General features: G+C 44.1%; 15 protein-coding genes. 8 read left to right on the forward strand and 7 right to left on the reverse strand.

Annotated features, from left to right (window positions below):
- Positions 1 to 47 precede the first annotated feature (47 nt).
- Together accB and efp are read right to left on the reverse strand one after the other, a co-directional pair.
- Positions 48 to 605 (reverse strand): acetyl-CoA carboxylase biotin carboxyl carrier protein, encoded by a 558-nt coding sequence (gene accB, locus V7K30_RS07940; RefSeq protein WP_334998561.1) that lies wholly within the window; start codon positions 603 to 605, stop codon positions 48 to 50.
- Between the two features lie 111 nt (positions 606 to 716).
- Positions 717 to 1,274, reverse strand: coding sequence for an elongation factor P (gene efp, locus V7K30_RS07945; protein WP_334998562.1), 558 nt, complete (start codon positions 1,272 to 1,274; stop codon positions 717 to 719).
- 273 nt (positions 1,275 to 1,547) lie between these two features.
- Between efp and V7K30_RS07950 the strand changes: the two genes are divergently transcribed.
- The gene (locus V7K30_RS07950; RefSeq protein WP_334998563.1) at positions 1,548 to 2,654 is read left to right on the forward strand and encodes a peptidylprolyl isomerase; all 1,107 of its coding nucleotides are present in this window, start codon (positions 1,548 to 1,550) and stop codon (positions 2,652 to 2,654) included.
- Positions 2,655 to 2,802: 148 nt separating this feature from the next.
- Here V7K30_RS07950 and V7K30_RS07955 read toward each other — a convergent pair whose 3' ends face one another.
- Positions 2,803 to 3,396, reverse strand: coding sequence for a Uma2 family endonuclease (locus tag V7K30_RS07955; RefSeq protein WP_334998564.1), 594 nt, complete (start codon positions 3,394 to 3,396; stop codon positions 2,803 to 2,805).
- A 194-nt stretch (positions 3,397 to 3,590) separates the two neighbouring features.
- Here V7K30_RS07955 and thiL point away from each other — a divergent pair, with 194 nt between their 5' ends.
- Positions 3,591 to 4,634 (forward strand): thiamine-phosphate kinase, encoded by a 1,044-nt coding sequence (gene thiL, locus V7K30_RS07960; protein WP_334998565.1) that lies wholly within the window; start codon positions 3,591 to 3,593, stop codon positions 4,632 to 4,634.
- Between the two features lie 96 nt (positions 4,635 to 4,730).
- On the opposite strand, the gene V7K30_RS07965 is transcribed toward thiL, so the two are convergent.
- Positions 4,731 to 5,744 carry a type I glyceraldehyde-3-phosphate dehydrogenase gene (locus tag V7K30_RS07965; RefSeq protein ID WP_334998566.1) on the reverse strand — a complete coding sequence of 338 codons (1,014 nt, stop codon included), beginning with the start codon at positions 5,742 to 5,744 and terminating at the stop codon, positions 4,731 to 4,733.
- Positions 5,745 to 5,860: 116 nt separating this feature from the next.
- Positions 5,861 to 6,487, reverse strand: a complete 627-nt coding sequence (gene nadD / locus V7K30_RS07970; protein WP_334998567.1) for a nicotinate (nicotinamide) nucleotide adenylyltransferase — start codon at positions 6,485 to 6,487, stop codon at positions 5,861 to 5,863.
- A 403-nt stretch (positions 6,488 to 6,890) separates the two neighbouring features.
- Here nadD and murC point away from each other — a divergent pair, with 403 nt between their 5' ends.
- The 4 genes from murC to V7K30_RS07990 all read left to right on the forward strand — a co-directional run bounded on the left by murC (position 6,891) and on the right by V7K30_RS07990 (position 10,989).
- Entirely contained in the window at positions 6,891 to 8,354 is a 1,464-nt protein-coding gene (gene murC / locus V7K30_RS07975; RefSeq protein ID WP_334998568.1) for a UDP-N-acetylmuramate--L-alanine ligase, read from the forward strand.
- Positions 8,355 to 8,478: 124 nt separating this feature from the next.
- A complete protein-coding gene (gene murB, locus V7K30_RS07980) occupies positions 8,479 to 9,525 on the forward strand; it encodes a UDP-N-acetylmuramate dehydrogenase (RefSeq protein WP_334998569.1) in 1,047 nt (348 codons plus the stop codon).
- Positions 9,526 to 9,720: 195 nt separating this feature from the next.
- A complete protein-coding gene (locus V7K30_RS07985) occupies positions 9,721 to 10,068 on the forward strand; it encodes a YbaB/EbfC family nucleoid-associated protein (protein WP_334998570.1) in 348 nt (115 codons plus the stop codon).
- A 411-nt stretch (positions 10,069 to 10,479) separates the two neighbouring features.
- Positions 10,480 to 10,989 carry a low molecular weight protein-tyrosine-phosphatase gene (locus tag V7K30_RS07990; RefSeq protein ID WP_334998571.1) on the forward strand — a complete coding sequence of 170 codons (510 nt, stop codon included), beginning with the start codon at positions 10,480 to 10,482 and terminating at the stop codon, positions 10,987 to 10,989.
- A gap of 122 nt (positions 10,990 to 11,111) precedes the next feature.
- On the opposite strand, the gene V7K30_RS07995 is transcribed toward V7K30_RS07990, so the two are convergent.
- On the reverse strand, positions 11,112 to 11,795 hold the full coding sequence (locus tag V7K30_RS07995) for a response regulator transcription factor (protein WP_334998572.1): 684 nt from the start codon (positions 11,793 to 11,795) through the stop codon (positions 11,112 to 11,114).
- 1,067 nt (positions 11,796 to 12,862) lie between these two features.
- Between V7K30_RS07995 and smpB the strand changes: the two genes are divergently transcribed.
- Together smpB and V7K30_RS08005 are read left to right on the forward strand one after the other, a co-directional pair.
- Positions 12,863 to 13,330, forward strand: coding sequence for an SsrA-binding protein SmpB (smpB, locus tag V7K30_RS08000; protein ID WP_334998573.1), 468 nt, complete (start codon positions 12,863 to 12,865; stop codon positions 13,328 to 13,330).
- Positions 13,331 to 13,510: 180 nt separating this feature from the next.
- Positions 13,511 to 13,789 (forward strand): WGxxGxxG family protein, encoded by a 279-nt coding sequence (locus tag V7K30_RS08005; protein ID WP_334998574.1) that lies wholly within the window; start codon positions 13,511 to 13,513, stop codon positions 13,787 to 13,789.
- A gap of 210 nt (positions 13,790 to 13,999) precedes the next feature.
- Here V7K30_RS08005 and V7K30_RS08010 read toward each other — a convergent pair whose 3' ends face one another.
- The gene (locus V7K30_RS08010; RefSeq protein WP_334998575.1) at positions 14,000 to 15,418 is read right to left on the reverse strand and encodes an IctB family putative bicarbonate transporter; all 1,419 of its coding nucleotides are present in this window, start codon (positions 15,416 to 15,418) and stop codon (positions 14,000 to 14,002) included.
- Between the last annotated feature and the right edge of the window lie 55 nt (positions 15,419 to 15,473).

Consider the following 15,473-nt stretch of genomic DNA (forward strand, 5'->3'; position numbering starts at 1 on the left):
AGGACTGAAAGTTTTAACAATGACTCACTTCATATATACATTAATACTTAATCAGGGTTAATTCGCATCAAAGGTTGACCATATTCTACGGCGTCACCATTTTGGAGAAGAATTTCCATCACCTGTCCAGAGACTTCGGCTTCGATTTCATTCATCAGCTTCATGGCTTCAATGATACAGACTGTTTGACCCTTGCGGACGCGATCGCCCACTTCCACAAATGTCGCTTCCCCCGGCGCAGGAGCGCGATAAAACGTTCCTACCATTGGGGAAGGCACTTCTACTAATCTCTGGTCAATAGTTGAGGGGGCATTTACTGACAACTGCAATTGTGTGCCAGTCCCAGTATTCTCAAATACGCGAGCTGTGGACACATCCGTTACCTGACTTGCGTTCACCTGGTTTCCCAGAGATGAACCCGATGTCAAGCCCGAACCTACCACACCGCCGAAGGTCGCTTGACCTCCCGACAAAACCTGATTGCTGAGGCTCACAGCCTTACGGACTGTTAGCTCAAAGTCATTGCTTTTGAGCGTGACTTCTGCAATATCTGTTTGTGCGATAGTTGCCAATAGTTGGCGGATTTCATTAAAGTCCAATGGCACAGTTTTTATTACCTCGACCTATCCGTAAATTAGCATCTTAAGTGTGGCAGGGATTTATAATCCCTATGTAGGGATTTCAATCACGAGCAAGCATCTCCATAGAGATGAAAGTTATTCCCTGCTGATATATTTATCTTCCTGAGTATCAACTTTGATGCGTTCTCCTTGGGAAATAAACAAAGGAACCATCACAATTGCACCAGTTTCCAGAGTTGCTGGTTTTGAGCCACCTGTGGCAGTGTCACCTTTTAAACCTGGATCTGTTTGGACAATTTCCAGAACCACAGACTTAGGCAATTCTACTCCCAGCACCTGTTCGCCCCACCGGATAACTTCGGCTTCCATACCTTCTTTGAGGTATTTGACGCGATCGCCAATTTGTGCGCGGGTCAATCTGCCTTCTTCATAGGTTTCCATATCCATAAAGACGAACTCATCGCCCTCTTTATAGGTATGCTGCATCGTGCTTTTTTCTAGGGTGGCTTGCGGCACTGTTTCCCCGGCTCGGAACGTTTTTTCGATCACGCTCCCACTCTGGACATTTTTTAACTTAGTTCGTACAAAGGCGGAACCTTTGCCTGGCTTGACGTGCAGGAATTCTAGCACTCGCCATACAGACCCATCTAATACAATTGAAACACCGGGTCGAAAGTCGTTACTGGAGATCATGAAACTTTCAAATTTTGGAAGACAATCGGCATTTATTGTACCCTTCAAGCGGAGTAATTAGCTATTTAGTCATTGGGCATTGGCCAAACAGGGCAATTCAATTTTGGATTTTGGATTTTAAATTTTGGATTAAATTTCAATCTAAAATCCAAAATCTAAAATCTAAAATTCTTCCTCCCCCACTCCCCACTCCCCACTCAGCACTCATACTGTGGGAAGATTATTGATGGGTTACGTCCAGTCAACAATTCAATGCTGCATTTGAGTTATCCCATGCTTAACTTATTAAAATCCTGGCTGAAGAACAGCCTAATGGCAATACTGCTGGTAACAATATTTTTAGGCATAACTACAGCTGGGTGGACTCCCTCCAGTAGCGCCGCACTGCCATCCGGCAATGCAATTACCGACGGCAAAGCTTTGTTGCGGTATGCACTCCCGATAGATAACAAACCTGTGCGGCAACTACAAGCCAGTTTAGAGGACATCTCTGCCCAACTGCGGGCGAATCGGCGCTGGGGTGCTATTTCCAAAGACATCAGCAAAGCATCCCGTATTCTCGATAAACCCTCCCAAATCTTAACAAGCGTTCCCCAAGAACGCCAACCCCAAGCCGAAGCTTGGATTACTGAGTTGAAATCTGGGGTGGGTAAATTGCAAGAATTGGCGAACAGCAAAGATAAAGAACAAATTCTACAAGATAGAGCTAAACTGCTGAATCTCATTACTGGGCTAGAAGAGTCAATGGTGAAGAAATTTCCCTTTGAAGTGCCTACTGAGTACAGTAACCTGCCACAACTTAAAGGTCGTGCCACTGTAGAATTCAAAACTAACAAAGGCGATTTGACTATAGTAGTAGACGGTTACAGCGCCCCTGTCACTGCCGGTAATTTTGTAGATTTGGTGCAGAGGGGTTTTTATAATGGCTTAGAATTTACCCGTTCTGAAGAATCTTACTTTCTGCAAACTGGAGATCCAGTCGGCAAAGACGTGGGTTTTATTGATCCAAACACGGGCAAATATCGTGCTATACCTTTAGAAGTCTTAGTTCAGGGCGATAAAGCACCTACCTATGGCATTACTCTCGAAGAAGCGGGTCGTTACGTTGATATGCCAGTTCTACCTTTCTCTGCCTTTGGTGCAGTAGTGATGGCTCGTCCCGAAAGTGAAGTAAATGGTGGTTCATCACAATTTTTCTTCTTTTTGTTTGAACCAGAACTCACTCCCGCCGGACGCAACCTATTGGATGGTCGTTATGCCGTTTTTGGCTATCTCACAGAAGGCAGAGAAGTTTTGGATAAACTGAAGGCGGGTGACAAAATTGAATCTGCAACTGTGATTCAGGGAATAGAAAATCTGGTTGAGCCGCAAGCAGCATAAGAAGAGAGCAGTTAAATCGGCGGTTAGAAACCGCGGCTATAGAGACAAAACCCACCTCCGTGGGTTTCAAACACTCAATTTTTCCTTAGTCTGCGGAGGCGGACTTTGCCTGTGTAGCCGCGAATTCCATTCGCCCTGACTCTAAGTTCTAACTCAGATTGCCGGCAATGAACACCTGATCAACTGCGTTCACGAAGTGTGCCGCAGGTATCGCTAATTCTGGAAAAATCCGTGATACAATTTCCTGAGTTGCAGTAAAAACTGTTTCTTCGTAAAATCCATCTTCCAGTATTAACACGGAGATTTTTGCTTCTAGGGGGTCTACAATCCAATATTCAGGAACCTCTAAGGCCGCATATTCAGAACGCTTATAACGATAATCCCGTTTCACCGATTCAGGACTAACCACCTCGACAATTAGTAACGGTGGTGATTCAAATACTGCTGAAGCATTCAACAATTCTCTGGCTTGCTCTATTGTCACTACACACAGATCAGTCAACCTAGATTTATTTCTACCCGTTCTCACCCCACTTTCTCGAAAACACAGCCAAGGTGAGCTACAACGTTTGATTTCTGCTTTCAAAGCAGTATCCAAAAAATCGACAATCAGGAAATGTTGAATAGTAGGTGGGTTCATTAGCTCTAGCTTGCCATCCACCAGTTCATAATGGAAATCGCTACCATCATCATAGGTTAAGTACTCCTCAAAGGTGATGCTGGTTACTGGTGTACTGACCATCCCAACTGTCTCCTAAACAATACCCATATCTTAATTCGTAAAGCGAGGGAAATGATAGATAAAGGAGCAGGGGGAGAAATGCCCAATGCCTAATACAACTCTTGGAGAGGCTGCGTCAACGGCTTCTCTACGAGACGCACTCGCGTTCGCTCAGTACAAGTGCCCAATGCCCAATGCCCAATGCCCAATGCCCAATGAACAGTGAGTTATCTTCCCAACAAGTACAAGATATTGGTGAACAAGGTCTTTTAGAAAGATTGCAGCACTTCTGTTCACCAGAAATTATCGGCGATGATGCAGCAGTGCTTGAGACAGCATCAGAGCAATCTTTGGTGGTGACTACAGATGTACTAGTTGATGGCGTACATTTTAGCAATGTCACCACTTCTCCAGAAGATGCTGGTTGGCGAGCTGCTGCTGCCAATTTATCCGATTTAGCAGCAATGGGTGCTTCCCCATTGGGAATCACCGTCGGGTTGGGACTTCCCGGTGAAGTTAGGGTGAGTTGGGTTGAGCGACTGTACCAGGGAATGACAGAATGCCTGCAAAAATACAATACCTCAATTGTCGGGGGTGATATTGTGCGATCGCCTGTGACAACTCTAGCAATTACCGCTTTTGGTCAAGTTCACCCTAGTCAAATTATCCGCCGTTCTGCTGCTGTTGTGGGAGATGCGATCGTCGTTACAGGCGTTCATGGAGCCTCCCACGCTGGCTTACAACTACTCTTGCATCCCGAATTACGACAAAACCTCAAAGATGCTGAACGCACGGCTCTAATCCGCGCACACCAACGCCCACAACCACGATTAGATGTCTTACCAATCCTCTGGAAAATCTTAGATTCCCCATCCAAAATCCAAAATCCAAAATCCAAAATTCCTGTAGCTGGTATGGATAGCAGCGATGGTTTGGCAGATGCTATTATCCAAATTTGCCGCGCCAGTGGCGTTGGCGCACTCATAGAACACAGACAAATTCCCTTACCAAAAGTTTTTGACCATTGGTTGCCACAAGAGCAAGCGCTAGAATATGCTCTATACGGTGGTGAAGACTTTGAATTAGTGCTGTGCTTGCCACAAGAGTTAGCATCAGCCTTTGTACAACATCTTGGTGAAGGTGCTGCGATCGTGGGCAGCATTACATCGGGATCAACAGTACTATTGCACGACGAACAAAAAAAATTCCCCGACCGAGTTCTGAATTTTAGCCAGGGATTTCAACATTTTGGTCAATAGTCCTTTGTCTTTTGCCATTTGTTCTTTGTCCAAAAATTAATGACTAATGACTAATGACTAATGACTAACGACTAATGACTAATGACTAATGACTAATTATTGCCACTTTTCAGCTACCAATTCCGCCAAATCCAAAACTCGTTGGCTGTAACCCCACTCATTGTCATACCACGCCATAACTTTCACTAGGTCATTACCTAAGACAAAAGTCAAGTTGCCATCGACAATCGAAGAAGCATCATGACCTTGATAATCGGAAGATACTAATTCTAGTTCGCTATAGTCCAAAATGCCTTTGAGTGGCCCTTCAGCAGCATCTTTAAGAGCTTGGTTAACTTCTTCCGTAATAGTACGCTTCTCAACCTGAACTACGAAATCTACCATTGAGACGTTCGGGGTCGGTACGCGCAAGGCAACACCATTTAGCTTGCCTTTAAGCTCTGGGATAACCAGCGCCACTGCTTTTGCCGCACCAGTGGAGGTGGGTACAATATTGATCGCTGCTGCCCTCGCCCGTCGCAAATCCCGGTGAGAAGCGTCTAGCAAGCGCTGGTCACCTGTATAACTATGGGTGGTGGTCATCGTACCTTTGATGATGCCGAATTTATCATTCAACACCTTGGCGATCGGTGCCAAGCAGTTGGTAGTACAGCTAGCATTACTGATAATGTTGTGTATGTTGTGGTCATAGTCGTGATGATTCACACCAATCACAAAAGTACCATCCTCGTTTTTACCAGGAGCGGTAATCAGAACTTTCTTGGCTCCAGCATTCACATGCTTCAGCGCTCCTTCTTTGCTAGTAAACACCCCCGTTGCTTCGATAATTAGGTCAATTCCCCAATCTCTCCAGGGCAACTTTTCTGGGTTGCGATCGGATACGCACTTAATGGTCTTACCGTTAACAATGATAGAGTTATCATCGGCACTAATCTCAGCACCCTTGATTTTCCCTAGCATTGAGTCATACTTCAGCAGATGAGCATTGGTTCTAGGGTCTGACGTGTCATTAATAGCCACAAGGTCGATTTTACTATTCTCTCTACCCACCCAGCAACGCGCAAAGTTACGTCCAATCCGCCCGAAACCGTTGATTGCAACTCTAATCACAGTGTCTTGCCCTCTGTATTTATGCTTATATGTTGATATCGTTGACCCCAATCATATCGCAAAGGGGGGGAGCACTTATAACCATAAAGTGTTAGATCAATAAAAAAACACATAATTTATTCAGATTTGTCGGAGTAGAGATTGTTGTTAGTGATATATGATCTGACCGATTCCGGGACTAAATAACGAATTGACTGGCGTTCGCGGCAATATTTGCGAATTAGACTTGACGAAACTCCTACTAAAGGTATATCTAAGAGTTGCCAGTGAATGGTATGTGACTGCTCCCTAAGTTGTTGCTCCACTTGCTTGCAGATTAATTTGCTTTGAGTTATAGTCTCACCACCTAGCAGTCGGGGTGCGATTAACCAATCACACATTTGTGCTAGTTCGTGTCCACGGTACCAATGGGGTAAGGTTTGGAAAGTATCCAAGCCCATAATCCAGTACCAGTGAGTATTTGGGTAACAAGCAGATAAATCGATCAGCGTATTAATGGCATAGGAAGTCCCAAAGCGATTTGCCTCCACTAGTGAGACAGTAAATGCTGGGTTATCTTTTATGGCTAATTGCAGCATTGCCAAACGATACTCAAATAAAGCTGCTTCTTTGTGAGGAGGATTTAGGGATGGCACCCAAATTACCTTTTCAAGGGATACTTGATGCAAAGCTGTCTCGGCTACGAGCAGGTGTCCCCAATGAATTGGATCAAATGTGCCACCAAAAATTGCTAATTGTTGCATCCAGTTATGCCTGGGTTTTATGCAATTGAAAAATAGTTTCATTACCAATGTACTATTGTAGTCAATTCACGCTTAAACTTGATGCAATTTAAAATCAGTTTCACTAACAATGTATGATGTAGCCAATTCCAGTAAGGTAGCCAAAAATATGTATTTGACATTACAAGAATTTCTTTCCCGATGCGGCCAAAATTTTCAGAATAATCTTAAGAACAGTTCAAAAATAGCAAAAACCTCCAACCAAGGTAAAATCATTCTGAACAAGCAAAACCAGAGCGGAAACTACATCTGGGCATTAAACATAAACATAATATAGGAGCAGTTACGGTATAAAATCAAATTCCTGTTATGATACGCGTGTCATTTGTGATTATGGTGTGGTGTGGTGTAAGAGGAGCAATAAATGACTAATTCTGTAGATTTTAGTGGTAGACCATTTCATTTCATTGGCATCGGTGGTATAGGTATGTCTGCTCTGGCATACGTTCTTGCCAAGCGTCAATTTCCAGTATCAGGTTCGGATCTTCGTCCTAACCACATTACGCACAAGTTAGAATCTATCGGTGCTCATATTTTTGGTAGACAAGAGGCAAGCAATCTCGAATTCTTTCGCCCTCAGGTATTGGCGAATGCAGTAGTATTAAATTCACAAGAACAATTACCTACTGCTACTAACTCAAAACTGCCTCAAGTCATTTGTTCAACAGCAATAAACACAAACAATTTAGAATACAAAGCAGCGCTGGAATTAGGTTGCCCAATTTTACATCGTTCAGATGTACTAGCCGCCTTAATTTCCGATTACTACAGTATTGCAGTGGCAGGAACACACGGCAAAACTACAACTAGTAGCATGATTGGGTATATGCTTTTGGAAGCAGGTCTAGACCCAACGATTATAGTAGGTGGCGAAGTCAATGCTTGGGAAGGTAATGCTCGATTAGGACAAAGCCAATATTTGGTAGCCGAAGCAGATGAATCTGATGGTTCCTTGGTAAAACACGCTCCAGAGATTGGCATCATCACCAATATTGAACTCGATCACCCTGACCATTACGATACATTAGAAGAAGTAATTGACATCTTCCAGACATTTGCTAAGGGTTGTAAAACTTTAATAGGTAGTATTGACTGTGCTACAGTGCGCGATCGCTTGCAACCCACAATCAGCTACAGCTTACACTCAGATACCGACGCTGACTACACCGTTACTAATATTGATTATCGTGCTGATGGCACCACGGCTTTAGTTTGGGAACGAGGCAAAGTTTTGGGCGTGTTGAAGTTGCGGTTGCTAAGTCGGCACAATCTCAGCAATGCTCTAGCAGCAGTGGCTGTTGGTCGCGCCTTGGGCTTAGAATTTGGAGCAATTGCCAAAGGTATCGCCACCTTTGAAGGAGCAAGACGCCGCTTTGAGTTCCGGGGTGAAGTTGATGGTATTACCTTCATTGATGATTATGCTCATCACCCCAGCGAGATTCGCGCTACTCTCGCCGCAGCACGTTTACAAGCAAGACCAGGGCAAAGAGTGGTTGCCATCTTCCAACCCCATCGCTATAGCCGGACACTGACCTTTTTAGAAGAATTTGCCGAGTCCTTTACCCATGCTGATTTGGTTGTGCTGACTGATATTTACAGTGCAGGCGAACCCAATTTAGGGCAAATTACTGGTGAACATCTAGCAGCGGAAATTGCTAAACAGCATTCGCAGGTAGTTTATCAACCAACTTTAGCCTCAGTGTCTCAGTTTTTGCTACAAACACTACGCCCAGGAGACTTGGCGCTGTTTTTGGGGGCCGGGAACTTGAATCAGGTGATTCCTGAAGTAATTACGACCCTTTGTGAGCCGGCTAAGGCCACATCTTAAGTGGAGACTTTGCAAGGTTTTATTTCTGAGCAAAGCACCCCTCTAGCAACGGTTCCATAAGTTAACTCTATTACCGTATCTTTGCGGTAAATAAATGTAAAAATTTTACCAATACAAAGTAAAGATGACAATTTCCCAGGCAGCTGGAAACGTCTGCACAGTTTCTGCTTTGAATACAAAGAAACACCAAACAACTAATTCGGTGGAGAGTGAAGTAATTTACTTACCAAATACTGATTGTGCGATCAAGTCCCAGGCTTCCTTGTCAGCGTTTACTTCCTATAGAGTTGGAGGAGCGGCTGATTTGTACGTTGCCCCCCGAAACTTAGAAGCACTGCAAGCAAGTCTTAAATACGCAAAAGAACGTGATTTAAAGGTGACAACACTGGGAGCAGGTTCTAACTTGCTAGTGAGCGATGGCGGTATATCAGGCTTAGTCATTGCTACTCGTCATCTCCGCTTCAGCAACTTTGACCCCCAAACAGGTCAATTAACCGTTGCTGCTGGAGAATCAATTCCTAGCTTGGCATGGGCGGCAGCAGAATTAGGGTGGCAAGGATTGGAGTGGGCTGTTGGTATCCCTGGAACAGCAGGAGGTGCCGTGGTGATGAATGCAGGGGCACATAATAGCTGTATCGCAGATATGTTAGTTAGTGCCCAGGTACTTTCACCCGACGGTACATTGGAGACTCTTACGCTAGAACAGTTAGGTTATAGCTACCGGACTTCATTATTGCAAGGTGGCGAGTCTCCTTCTCCTGGCGGAGACGCTGCGCGAACGGAGAGGCGTCGCCAAGGCATAGTCACCCAAGCCACCTTACAACTCGCGCCAGGTGCCGACCCAGCAAAAGTTGTGGCAATCACCAAACAACACAAAAAACATCGGTTGAGTACCCAACCATATAACTTTCCCAGTTGTGGCAGTGTGTTCCGCAATCCCAAACCTTACAGTGCTGGCTGGTTAATTGAACAAACTGGTCTGAAAGGCTACCAAATTGGTGGAGCACAAGTAGCATTACTCCATGCTAATTTTATCGTTAACCGTGGTGGAGCAAAAGCTAGTGATATCTTCTGTCTCATTCGCCACATCCAACATCAGGTACAAGAACGTTGGTCTATTTGCTTAGAGCCAGAAGTCAAAATGCTCGGAGAGTTTCAAGGTGCTTGTTGAAACTTTCAATTCAAGGGATGGGGATTGGGAACTGGGGAGATGAGGGAGATCATTAAAGATGCGATGTAACCAATGCCCAATGCCCCATGCCCAATTCTATGACGCATTAATTATTGGTAAAAAAAGAGGCAAATTACTTACCGCATCTATAATTGAATTTGATTTGTTATTCAACGCGCACGCGTACAAATAATTATGACAGGAAAAGGACAGGGATTCGGCTTTGGCTTAGGGAAAATGAAGGAACTGGCCGAGGCTTTTAAGAAAGCGCAGCAAGTTCAAGAAGGCGCAAAGCGACTCCAAGAAGAATTGGAGCAAATGGAGATTCAAGGAGAATCTGGCGGTGGTCTGGTTAAGGTGATTGTCAGTGGGAACCAAGAACCCAAGCGGGTGGAAATTTCTCCAGATGCTTTAGGGGAAGGTGCAGAAGTACTTTCCGATCTTGTGACAGTGGCAATGAAAGAAGCCTACACCAAGTCCACTGCAACAATGCGGGAACGTATGGAAGAATTAACCAGTGGGTTGGAGTTACCTGGATTTTAGTCAAGAGTCACTAGTGCAGTGGGTGGGTGATGCTCGACTTGTACTCTTATTCTTAAAGCTTGCTAGCAAGAGCGTTTTTGAACAGGAGAAGCACGTGGTATTCAAAAGTCAAGAGTCAAAAAATCAATTACTCTAGACTATTGACTGTGCCAATTTTAGATTTTAGATTTTAGATTTTAGATTTTGGATTGAAGAATTAAAGCCTCGACTCCGCTCGGCTTTAACACTGAGCGCAGCCAAAGTGTTAAAAATTATTTCGGTTCATGCCCCGTCTAAGCATGGGCGCAACAAATCCAAAATTTAAAATCTTCAAGCCCCTACCCAAAGTGGTCGGGGTCAATCCAAAATCGGCTTTTCCATTATCCAAAATTGTTTGACTTTGGGCGATGGACTCCGTGAAGCGGAATATTTATGCCTTACAAGTTGCTGTTTGTCTGCTTAGGTAACATCTGCCGATCGCCATCGGCAGAAAACATTATGAATCATCTAATTGAGCAGGCTGGCTTGAGGGATGGCTATGCCGACGCCAAAAGCGTACACATCGTCTGTGACTCTGCTGGTACATCTAGTTATCACATTGGTAGCCCACCTGACAGACGCATGAGTGCTGCGGCTGCTACAAAGTTGGGAATTAAACTGCGTGGTCGAGCCCGCCAGTTTCAAAAGTCAGACTTTCAAGACTTTGATTTGATTTTGGCGATGGATCAAGAAAATTATGAGAATATCCTCGCTCTTGATCAAACTAAGCAGTATCAGCAAAAAGTGCGTTTGATGTGCGAGTTTTGCTCTCGACACACTCTAAAGGAAGTTCCAGATCCCTATTACGGTGGTCAACAGGGATTTAATCAGGTTATTGATTTACTGATCGATGCTTGTGAAGGTCTGCTCACATACGTTACCAGCCAAAAACCAATAAGCTAAAGTTAGGAGTTTGGAGTTAGGAGTTAGGAGTTTGGAGTTAGGAGTTACCTCTTCTCTTGTTAACTCCTCACTCTTCACCTGAGGCGCAGCGTCTTTGACTTTGCTCCTAACTCCTCACTTTTTTATTCCACCAGACCATGCTTAATCGCAAAACGCACTAATTCCGCTCGGTTACTGGTTGAGGTTTTTCTCAATAAACTGCTAACGTACTTTTCCACTGTTCGAGGACTCAGGTGTAGCTGATGACCCATTTCGGCATTAGAAAGACCATGAGTCAATAACTCTAGGACTTCCTGTTCTCTTTGAGTTAGAGATGAGTGCAAGTGGGATTTCTGAATTTGAGTGGACAAAGAATTATGGGTGTCCATCGCTTTTGTTGAGGCGGAAATGCCCAAACTCTCTTTATGAGAAAATCGGTATTCCGATTGAATGATTTGCGATCGCTCCAAAAGATTGCGAATTGCTGCTGCTAACTCTTCCAGTTCAAAAGGCTTGGGTAAGTATAAATCGCACCCTGACTGGTAGCCCATAATTCTTTCCTGGGTCTTAGTTCGGGCAGTTAATAAAATTACAGGCAATAAACGAAACACTGGTTGTTGACGCACCCGGCGCACTAGTTCATAGCCATTCATCTGTGGCATGACTATATCTGTGACAATTAAATCAGGATGATAGTCATCCACCATAACCAAAGCCTCTTGACCATCATTAGCCGTGATCACCGAGTAGCCAGACAGTTCAAGATAGTCGCTAACAGACAGACGAGTGCCCAAATCATCATCCACTACAAGGATCGTCAAGGGCATGGACAATACACCCCTAGCATTTTTTTACTCAGAAATTTGCTTCTACGCACTTCGACAGTGAACACAGGCAAGAATAGTGTTCTTATGTTTCATACTATGACAGGATTACCAGCTAATGGATGCCCTCAGGGTTGATTTATAAAGAAAATCTTAAATCTTTAGGAAGGTTAACAAAGTTTAACTCACCTTTGACTCCCTGTGCTTGGGACGCACAGAGAGCTTTGTAATTTGTAACAACTCATAAATAAGGCAGAGCAAACGCTCAACATAGTGTAAATTAATATTGACATACATTAATAATTTCCCAAAAGTTAATTGAGAAGACACGGAGATTCTTAGACGCAGTAACGCAAAGTAATCCCATATCTGTACTGCAAAGCACAACCGAAAGGGTAGTTTCTTTATTCAAATAAAGAATTTATTTTTTTGCCTCCACGAATGAATTCGCAAGCGAGAGACCATTCGCTCACCCTTGTTGTGAAAACTGACGACTCTGTGCGTCGTCCTTTTCTCTGGTCGCCGAGCAAGGGACGGGTGACGGTACGCACAGTCGCTCTAAGCGTTCGCGTAGCGTCTCGTAGATAAGCCATGCCGCAGGCTTTACGCTGCGCTAACAGACTCGACGGAAACAGCCAGACGCTTTCTACAAGAGGCGCAAGGGAGGCGGACTCGTTGGCGCAGCCTCTGGTAGAGTTGAGGCTGCGCTATCGCTCTTAATGTTTCACGCCACTTGCTCTACTTGGAGAAGACTCCGACTTCCTCACCGCGTACCAACTCTTTGCGTCTTCTCTAGTAAGTATCAATATCTTTTATTCTTTGCCCCCGAAGTTATGATGGTCAGAAGCCTCCGCTCAGACTTCTCTGTTTGTCATTAGTACTTAGCCAATCACTAATGATTATTGGCTCCACGTAACTTAAAGTTGCCAGAAAAGTTTTAATTACGAACTTAGAAAAGTTAAATTAGTGATATACAGTTCAGCATTTATAGCGGTTATAAGATACACCCTATAATTCATAAGGCAATCCAAATAATTTTTTAGGTACATTTAAAGCACACAAAATTATCAATGAGCGACAAGAACGAAGGTTACAAAGTTATTAGCGACAACCGTCAAGCCCGTTATTTGTATGAAATTCTGGAAACTTACGAAGCCGGAATTGAATTGACAGGAACCGAGGTTAAGTCGATTCGTGCGGGTAAAGTCAATCTCCAAGATGGCTATGCTTTGCTTCGCAATGGCGAAGCATGGTTGATCAATGTGCATATCTCGCCTTATAACGCTAGTGGACAATATTTCAATCATGAACCACGGCGCACACGCAAGCTGCTGTTGCATCGCCAAGAACTCCGCAAGCTAATTGGCAAAGTAGAACAGCAGGGTTTAACTTTAATCCCTTTGAAAATGTATCTCAAACGAGGTTGGGTAAAAGTGAGTATAGCCCTTGGCAAAGGTAAAAAGCTCCACGATAAGCGAGAAGACCTGAAACGACGCCAAGACCAGCGTGATATTCAACGGGCAATGAAAAGCTATTAAGGGTCAGTGTCGTCGAACTACCACACCAGAGTGAGAAATGGATTGCTGTAAAAGCACGTTGTATATCCATAGCGTGAGTTATGAAAATGCCTAGTTTATAGCCGCAGATTGATTTTGCTAAGGTTGAGACTTGATACAGTGGTGAGTAACTTTGGATGGCATAAGGAATTGTCACAACTTATGAAAAGTAATTTCATTAGAGCTGCTGGCGCTGGCGTTCTCACCTTGAGTATGGGAATTTTACCCTTAACTCTATCCGCACAAGCTCAGACGACTACTGACACCGGAGCGAATACTGCTCCAACAACGACCACTTCCGATCGCAACGATTTTAATTGGGGTTGGCTAGGATTAATTGGTCTAGCTGGTTTGGCTGGTTTGGCTGGCAAAAAGCGTGAGGACGAACCTACCCGTTATAGTGACCCTAATGCACCAGGGGCGACTACCTACAGGGACTAATACTATTTTGGATTTTGGATTTTGGATTTTGGATTTTGGATTGAGAATCATCTTCTACGTCTGAGCTTTGTGAATCCATCTGTCGGAATAATTTTTCAAATCGGTACAAGCAACTCAAAATATGCTTTGACAAGTTGCGATCCGTCTACAAAAGTCAAAAATGTCAGTTGTCAGTTGTTCAGTACAAAAACAACTGACAACTTATCGGTGTTAGTTTACTGTTGGTTCTGAGTTAGATGAATTTGTCTGGTTTTGAGCTAAAGGTGTCCAGTAACTGGCAATTAAGGCAACAATGAGCCACCAGAGGGTATTGACTTCAGGACGATACCAGACAGTATCTACGGTGCCGTGAGCTAGCATACCCAACAAAATAGCGATCGCCCCAATTAACCAAAATCCCTCTCCACTTCTGAATTGTCGCAATCGTCGCACTTGCAAAAATGCCGTATTAAATGTGACAATTATTAGCCAGAGAAAGCAGGCTAAACCAACAAAGCCAGTTTCTACAGTCACTTCAAACAAAATCGAATAGGCACTCAAAGCAGTGTAACGAGGGTGTTGATAGAGGGGATAAACTTTATTAAAAGAGTTGTGACCGGGCCCAATGCCGAAAATCGGGCGATCGCGAATCATCTCAAAGACAGCATCCCACACATTTCGGCGAAAATTATTACTGCTATCTTTGCGGTCAGCAAAAATACTGAACACTCGCAGGCGGACTGGCTCTACAAATATCACTGCTAGCACCAATATGCCAATCAAACCTCCCAAGACAATCGGTAGTGACCAAGTACGCCAAAAACGAGGCATTTCTAAGCTTTTCCAATAAACTAGTAATGCCATCACAGCCAAAACTGCTACCACTAGTCCAATCCAACCGCCACGACTAAAAGTCAGAATCAGACAGGCAGTATTGACAATTAACATCGTTAATGCTAAAGCTTTTTTGAGCCAGCTTTGCCATGCAAAAATTGCCACCAAACTGAAAATTACTGCTGGTAAGAGGTATCCAGCCAATAAGTTGGGATTGCCTAAATAACTGTAGACTCTTGTAGTCTTAGACAGAGGAGATTCTGGATCAACCCAAGTTGCCAGTGCTGTGGCTCCAAAAAACCATTGCCGCAACCCATATACACTGACAATTAACGATACGTGCAGATAAAGAATGATAATCCACGACCGGAGGCGAGGCGACCTTAATACCCTGGCACAAAGGGCAAATAGTAGCAAATACAAGGTCAACGTTCCCAAGTCGTTAAGCGCCGCCTTTTTCACCGGTGATAATGCTGTTGCGACTGCGGCAATTCCCCAGTAGAGCAATACCAGCAGGTGAACGGGAGTGACTGAGGAGACATTTGCGGGTGTTACTTCATCAGATAAAGTCAACAACAGCCAAAATCCCACACAAGCCACCAGCAACAAGCCCACCAATGTACTCGAAGCAAAAGGTGCAAGGGCATATATTAAGCTGAGTAAAGCCGCTGCGATCGCATCTCCCCACTGGAGTAAGACGCTGCTTTGCCGCCAAGGACTTAACAGTCCGACCAAAGAACGATGTACGTAACTGGTAGCAAGATATTCTTTGAGCGGTAAAGATGATAAAGTAAATCGTTGCCAGACTAAATTCATAAAATACATTGCGATCAATTAGTCTGCCGACGCAGAACTTGGAATTGATCATAAT

The organism is Nostoc sp., assembly GCF_036917655.1.
GTDB lineage: Bacteria > Cyanobacteriota > Cyanobacteriia > Cyanobacteriales > Nostocaceae > Nostoc.

What these genes read in the sequence shown, in the direction of transcription:
- efp (WP_334998562.1), bottom strand. Translation starts at nt 1,274, where the DNA reads ATGATCTCCAGTAACGACTTTCGACCCGGTGTTTCAATTGTATTAGAT.
- V7K30_RS07950 (WP_334998563.1), top strand. Translation starts at nt 1,548, where the DNA reads ATGCTTAACTTATTAAAATCCTGGCTGAAGAACAGCCTAATGGCAATA.
- V7K30_RS07955 (WP_334998564.1), bottom strand. Translation starts at nt 3,396, where the DNA reads ATGGTCAGTACACCAGTAACCAGCATCACCTTTGAGGAGTACTTAACC.
- thiL (WP_334998565.1), top strand. Translation starts at nt 3,591, where the DNA reads ATGAACAGTGAGTTATCTTCCCAACAAGTACAAGATATTGGTGAACAA.
- nadD (WP_334998567.1), bottom strand. Translation starts at nt 6,487, where the DNA reads ATGCAACAATTAGCAATTTTTGGTGGCACATTTGATCCAATTCATTGG.
- murC (WP_334998568.1), top strand. Translation starts at nt 6,891, where the DNA reads ATGACTAATTCTGTAGATTTTAGTGGTAGACCATTTCATTTCATTGGC.
- murB (WP_334998569.1), top strand. Translation starts at nt 8,479, where the DNA reads ATGACAATTTCCCAGGCAGCTGGAAACGTCTGCACAGTTTCTGCTTTG.
- V7K30_RS07985 (WP_334998570.1), top strand. Translation starts at nt 9,721, where the DNA reads ATGACAGGAAAAGGACAGGGATTCGGCTTTGGCTTAGGGAAAATGAAG.
- V7K30_RS07990 (WP_334998571.1), top strand. Translation starts at nt 10,480, where the DNA reads ATGCCTTACAAGTTGCTGTTTGTCTGCTTAGGTAACATCTGCCGATCG.
- V7K30_RS07995 (WP_334998572.1), bottom strand. Translation starts at nt 11,795, where the DNA reads ATGCCCTTGACGATCCTTGTAGTGGATGATGATTTGGGCACTCGTCTG.
- smpB (WP_334998573.1), top strand. Translation starts at nt 12,863, where the DNA reads ATGAGCGACAAGAACGAAGGTTACAAAGTTATTAGCGACAACCGTCAA.
- V7K30_RS08005 (WP_334998574.1), top strand. Translation starts at nt 13,511, where the DNA reads ATGAAAAGTAATTTCATTAGAGCTGCTGGCGCTGGCGTTCTCACCTTG.
- V7K30_RS08010 (WP_334998575.1), bottom strand. Translation starts at nt 15,418, where the DNA reads ATGAATTTAGTCTGGCAACGATTTACTTTATCATCTTTACCGCTCAAA.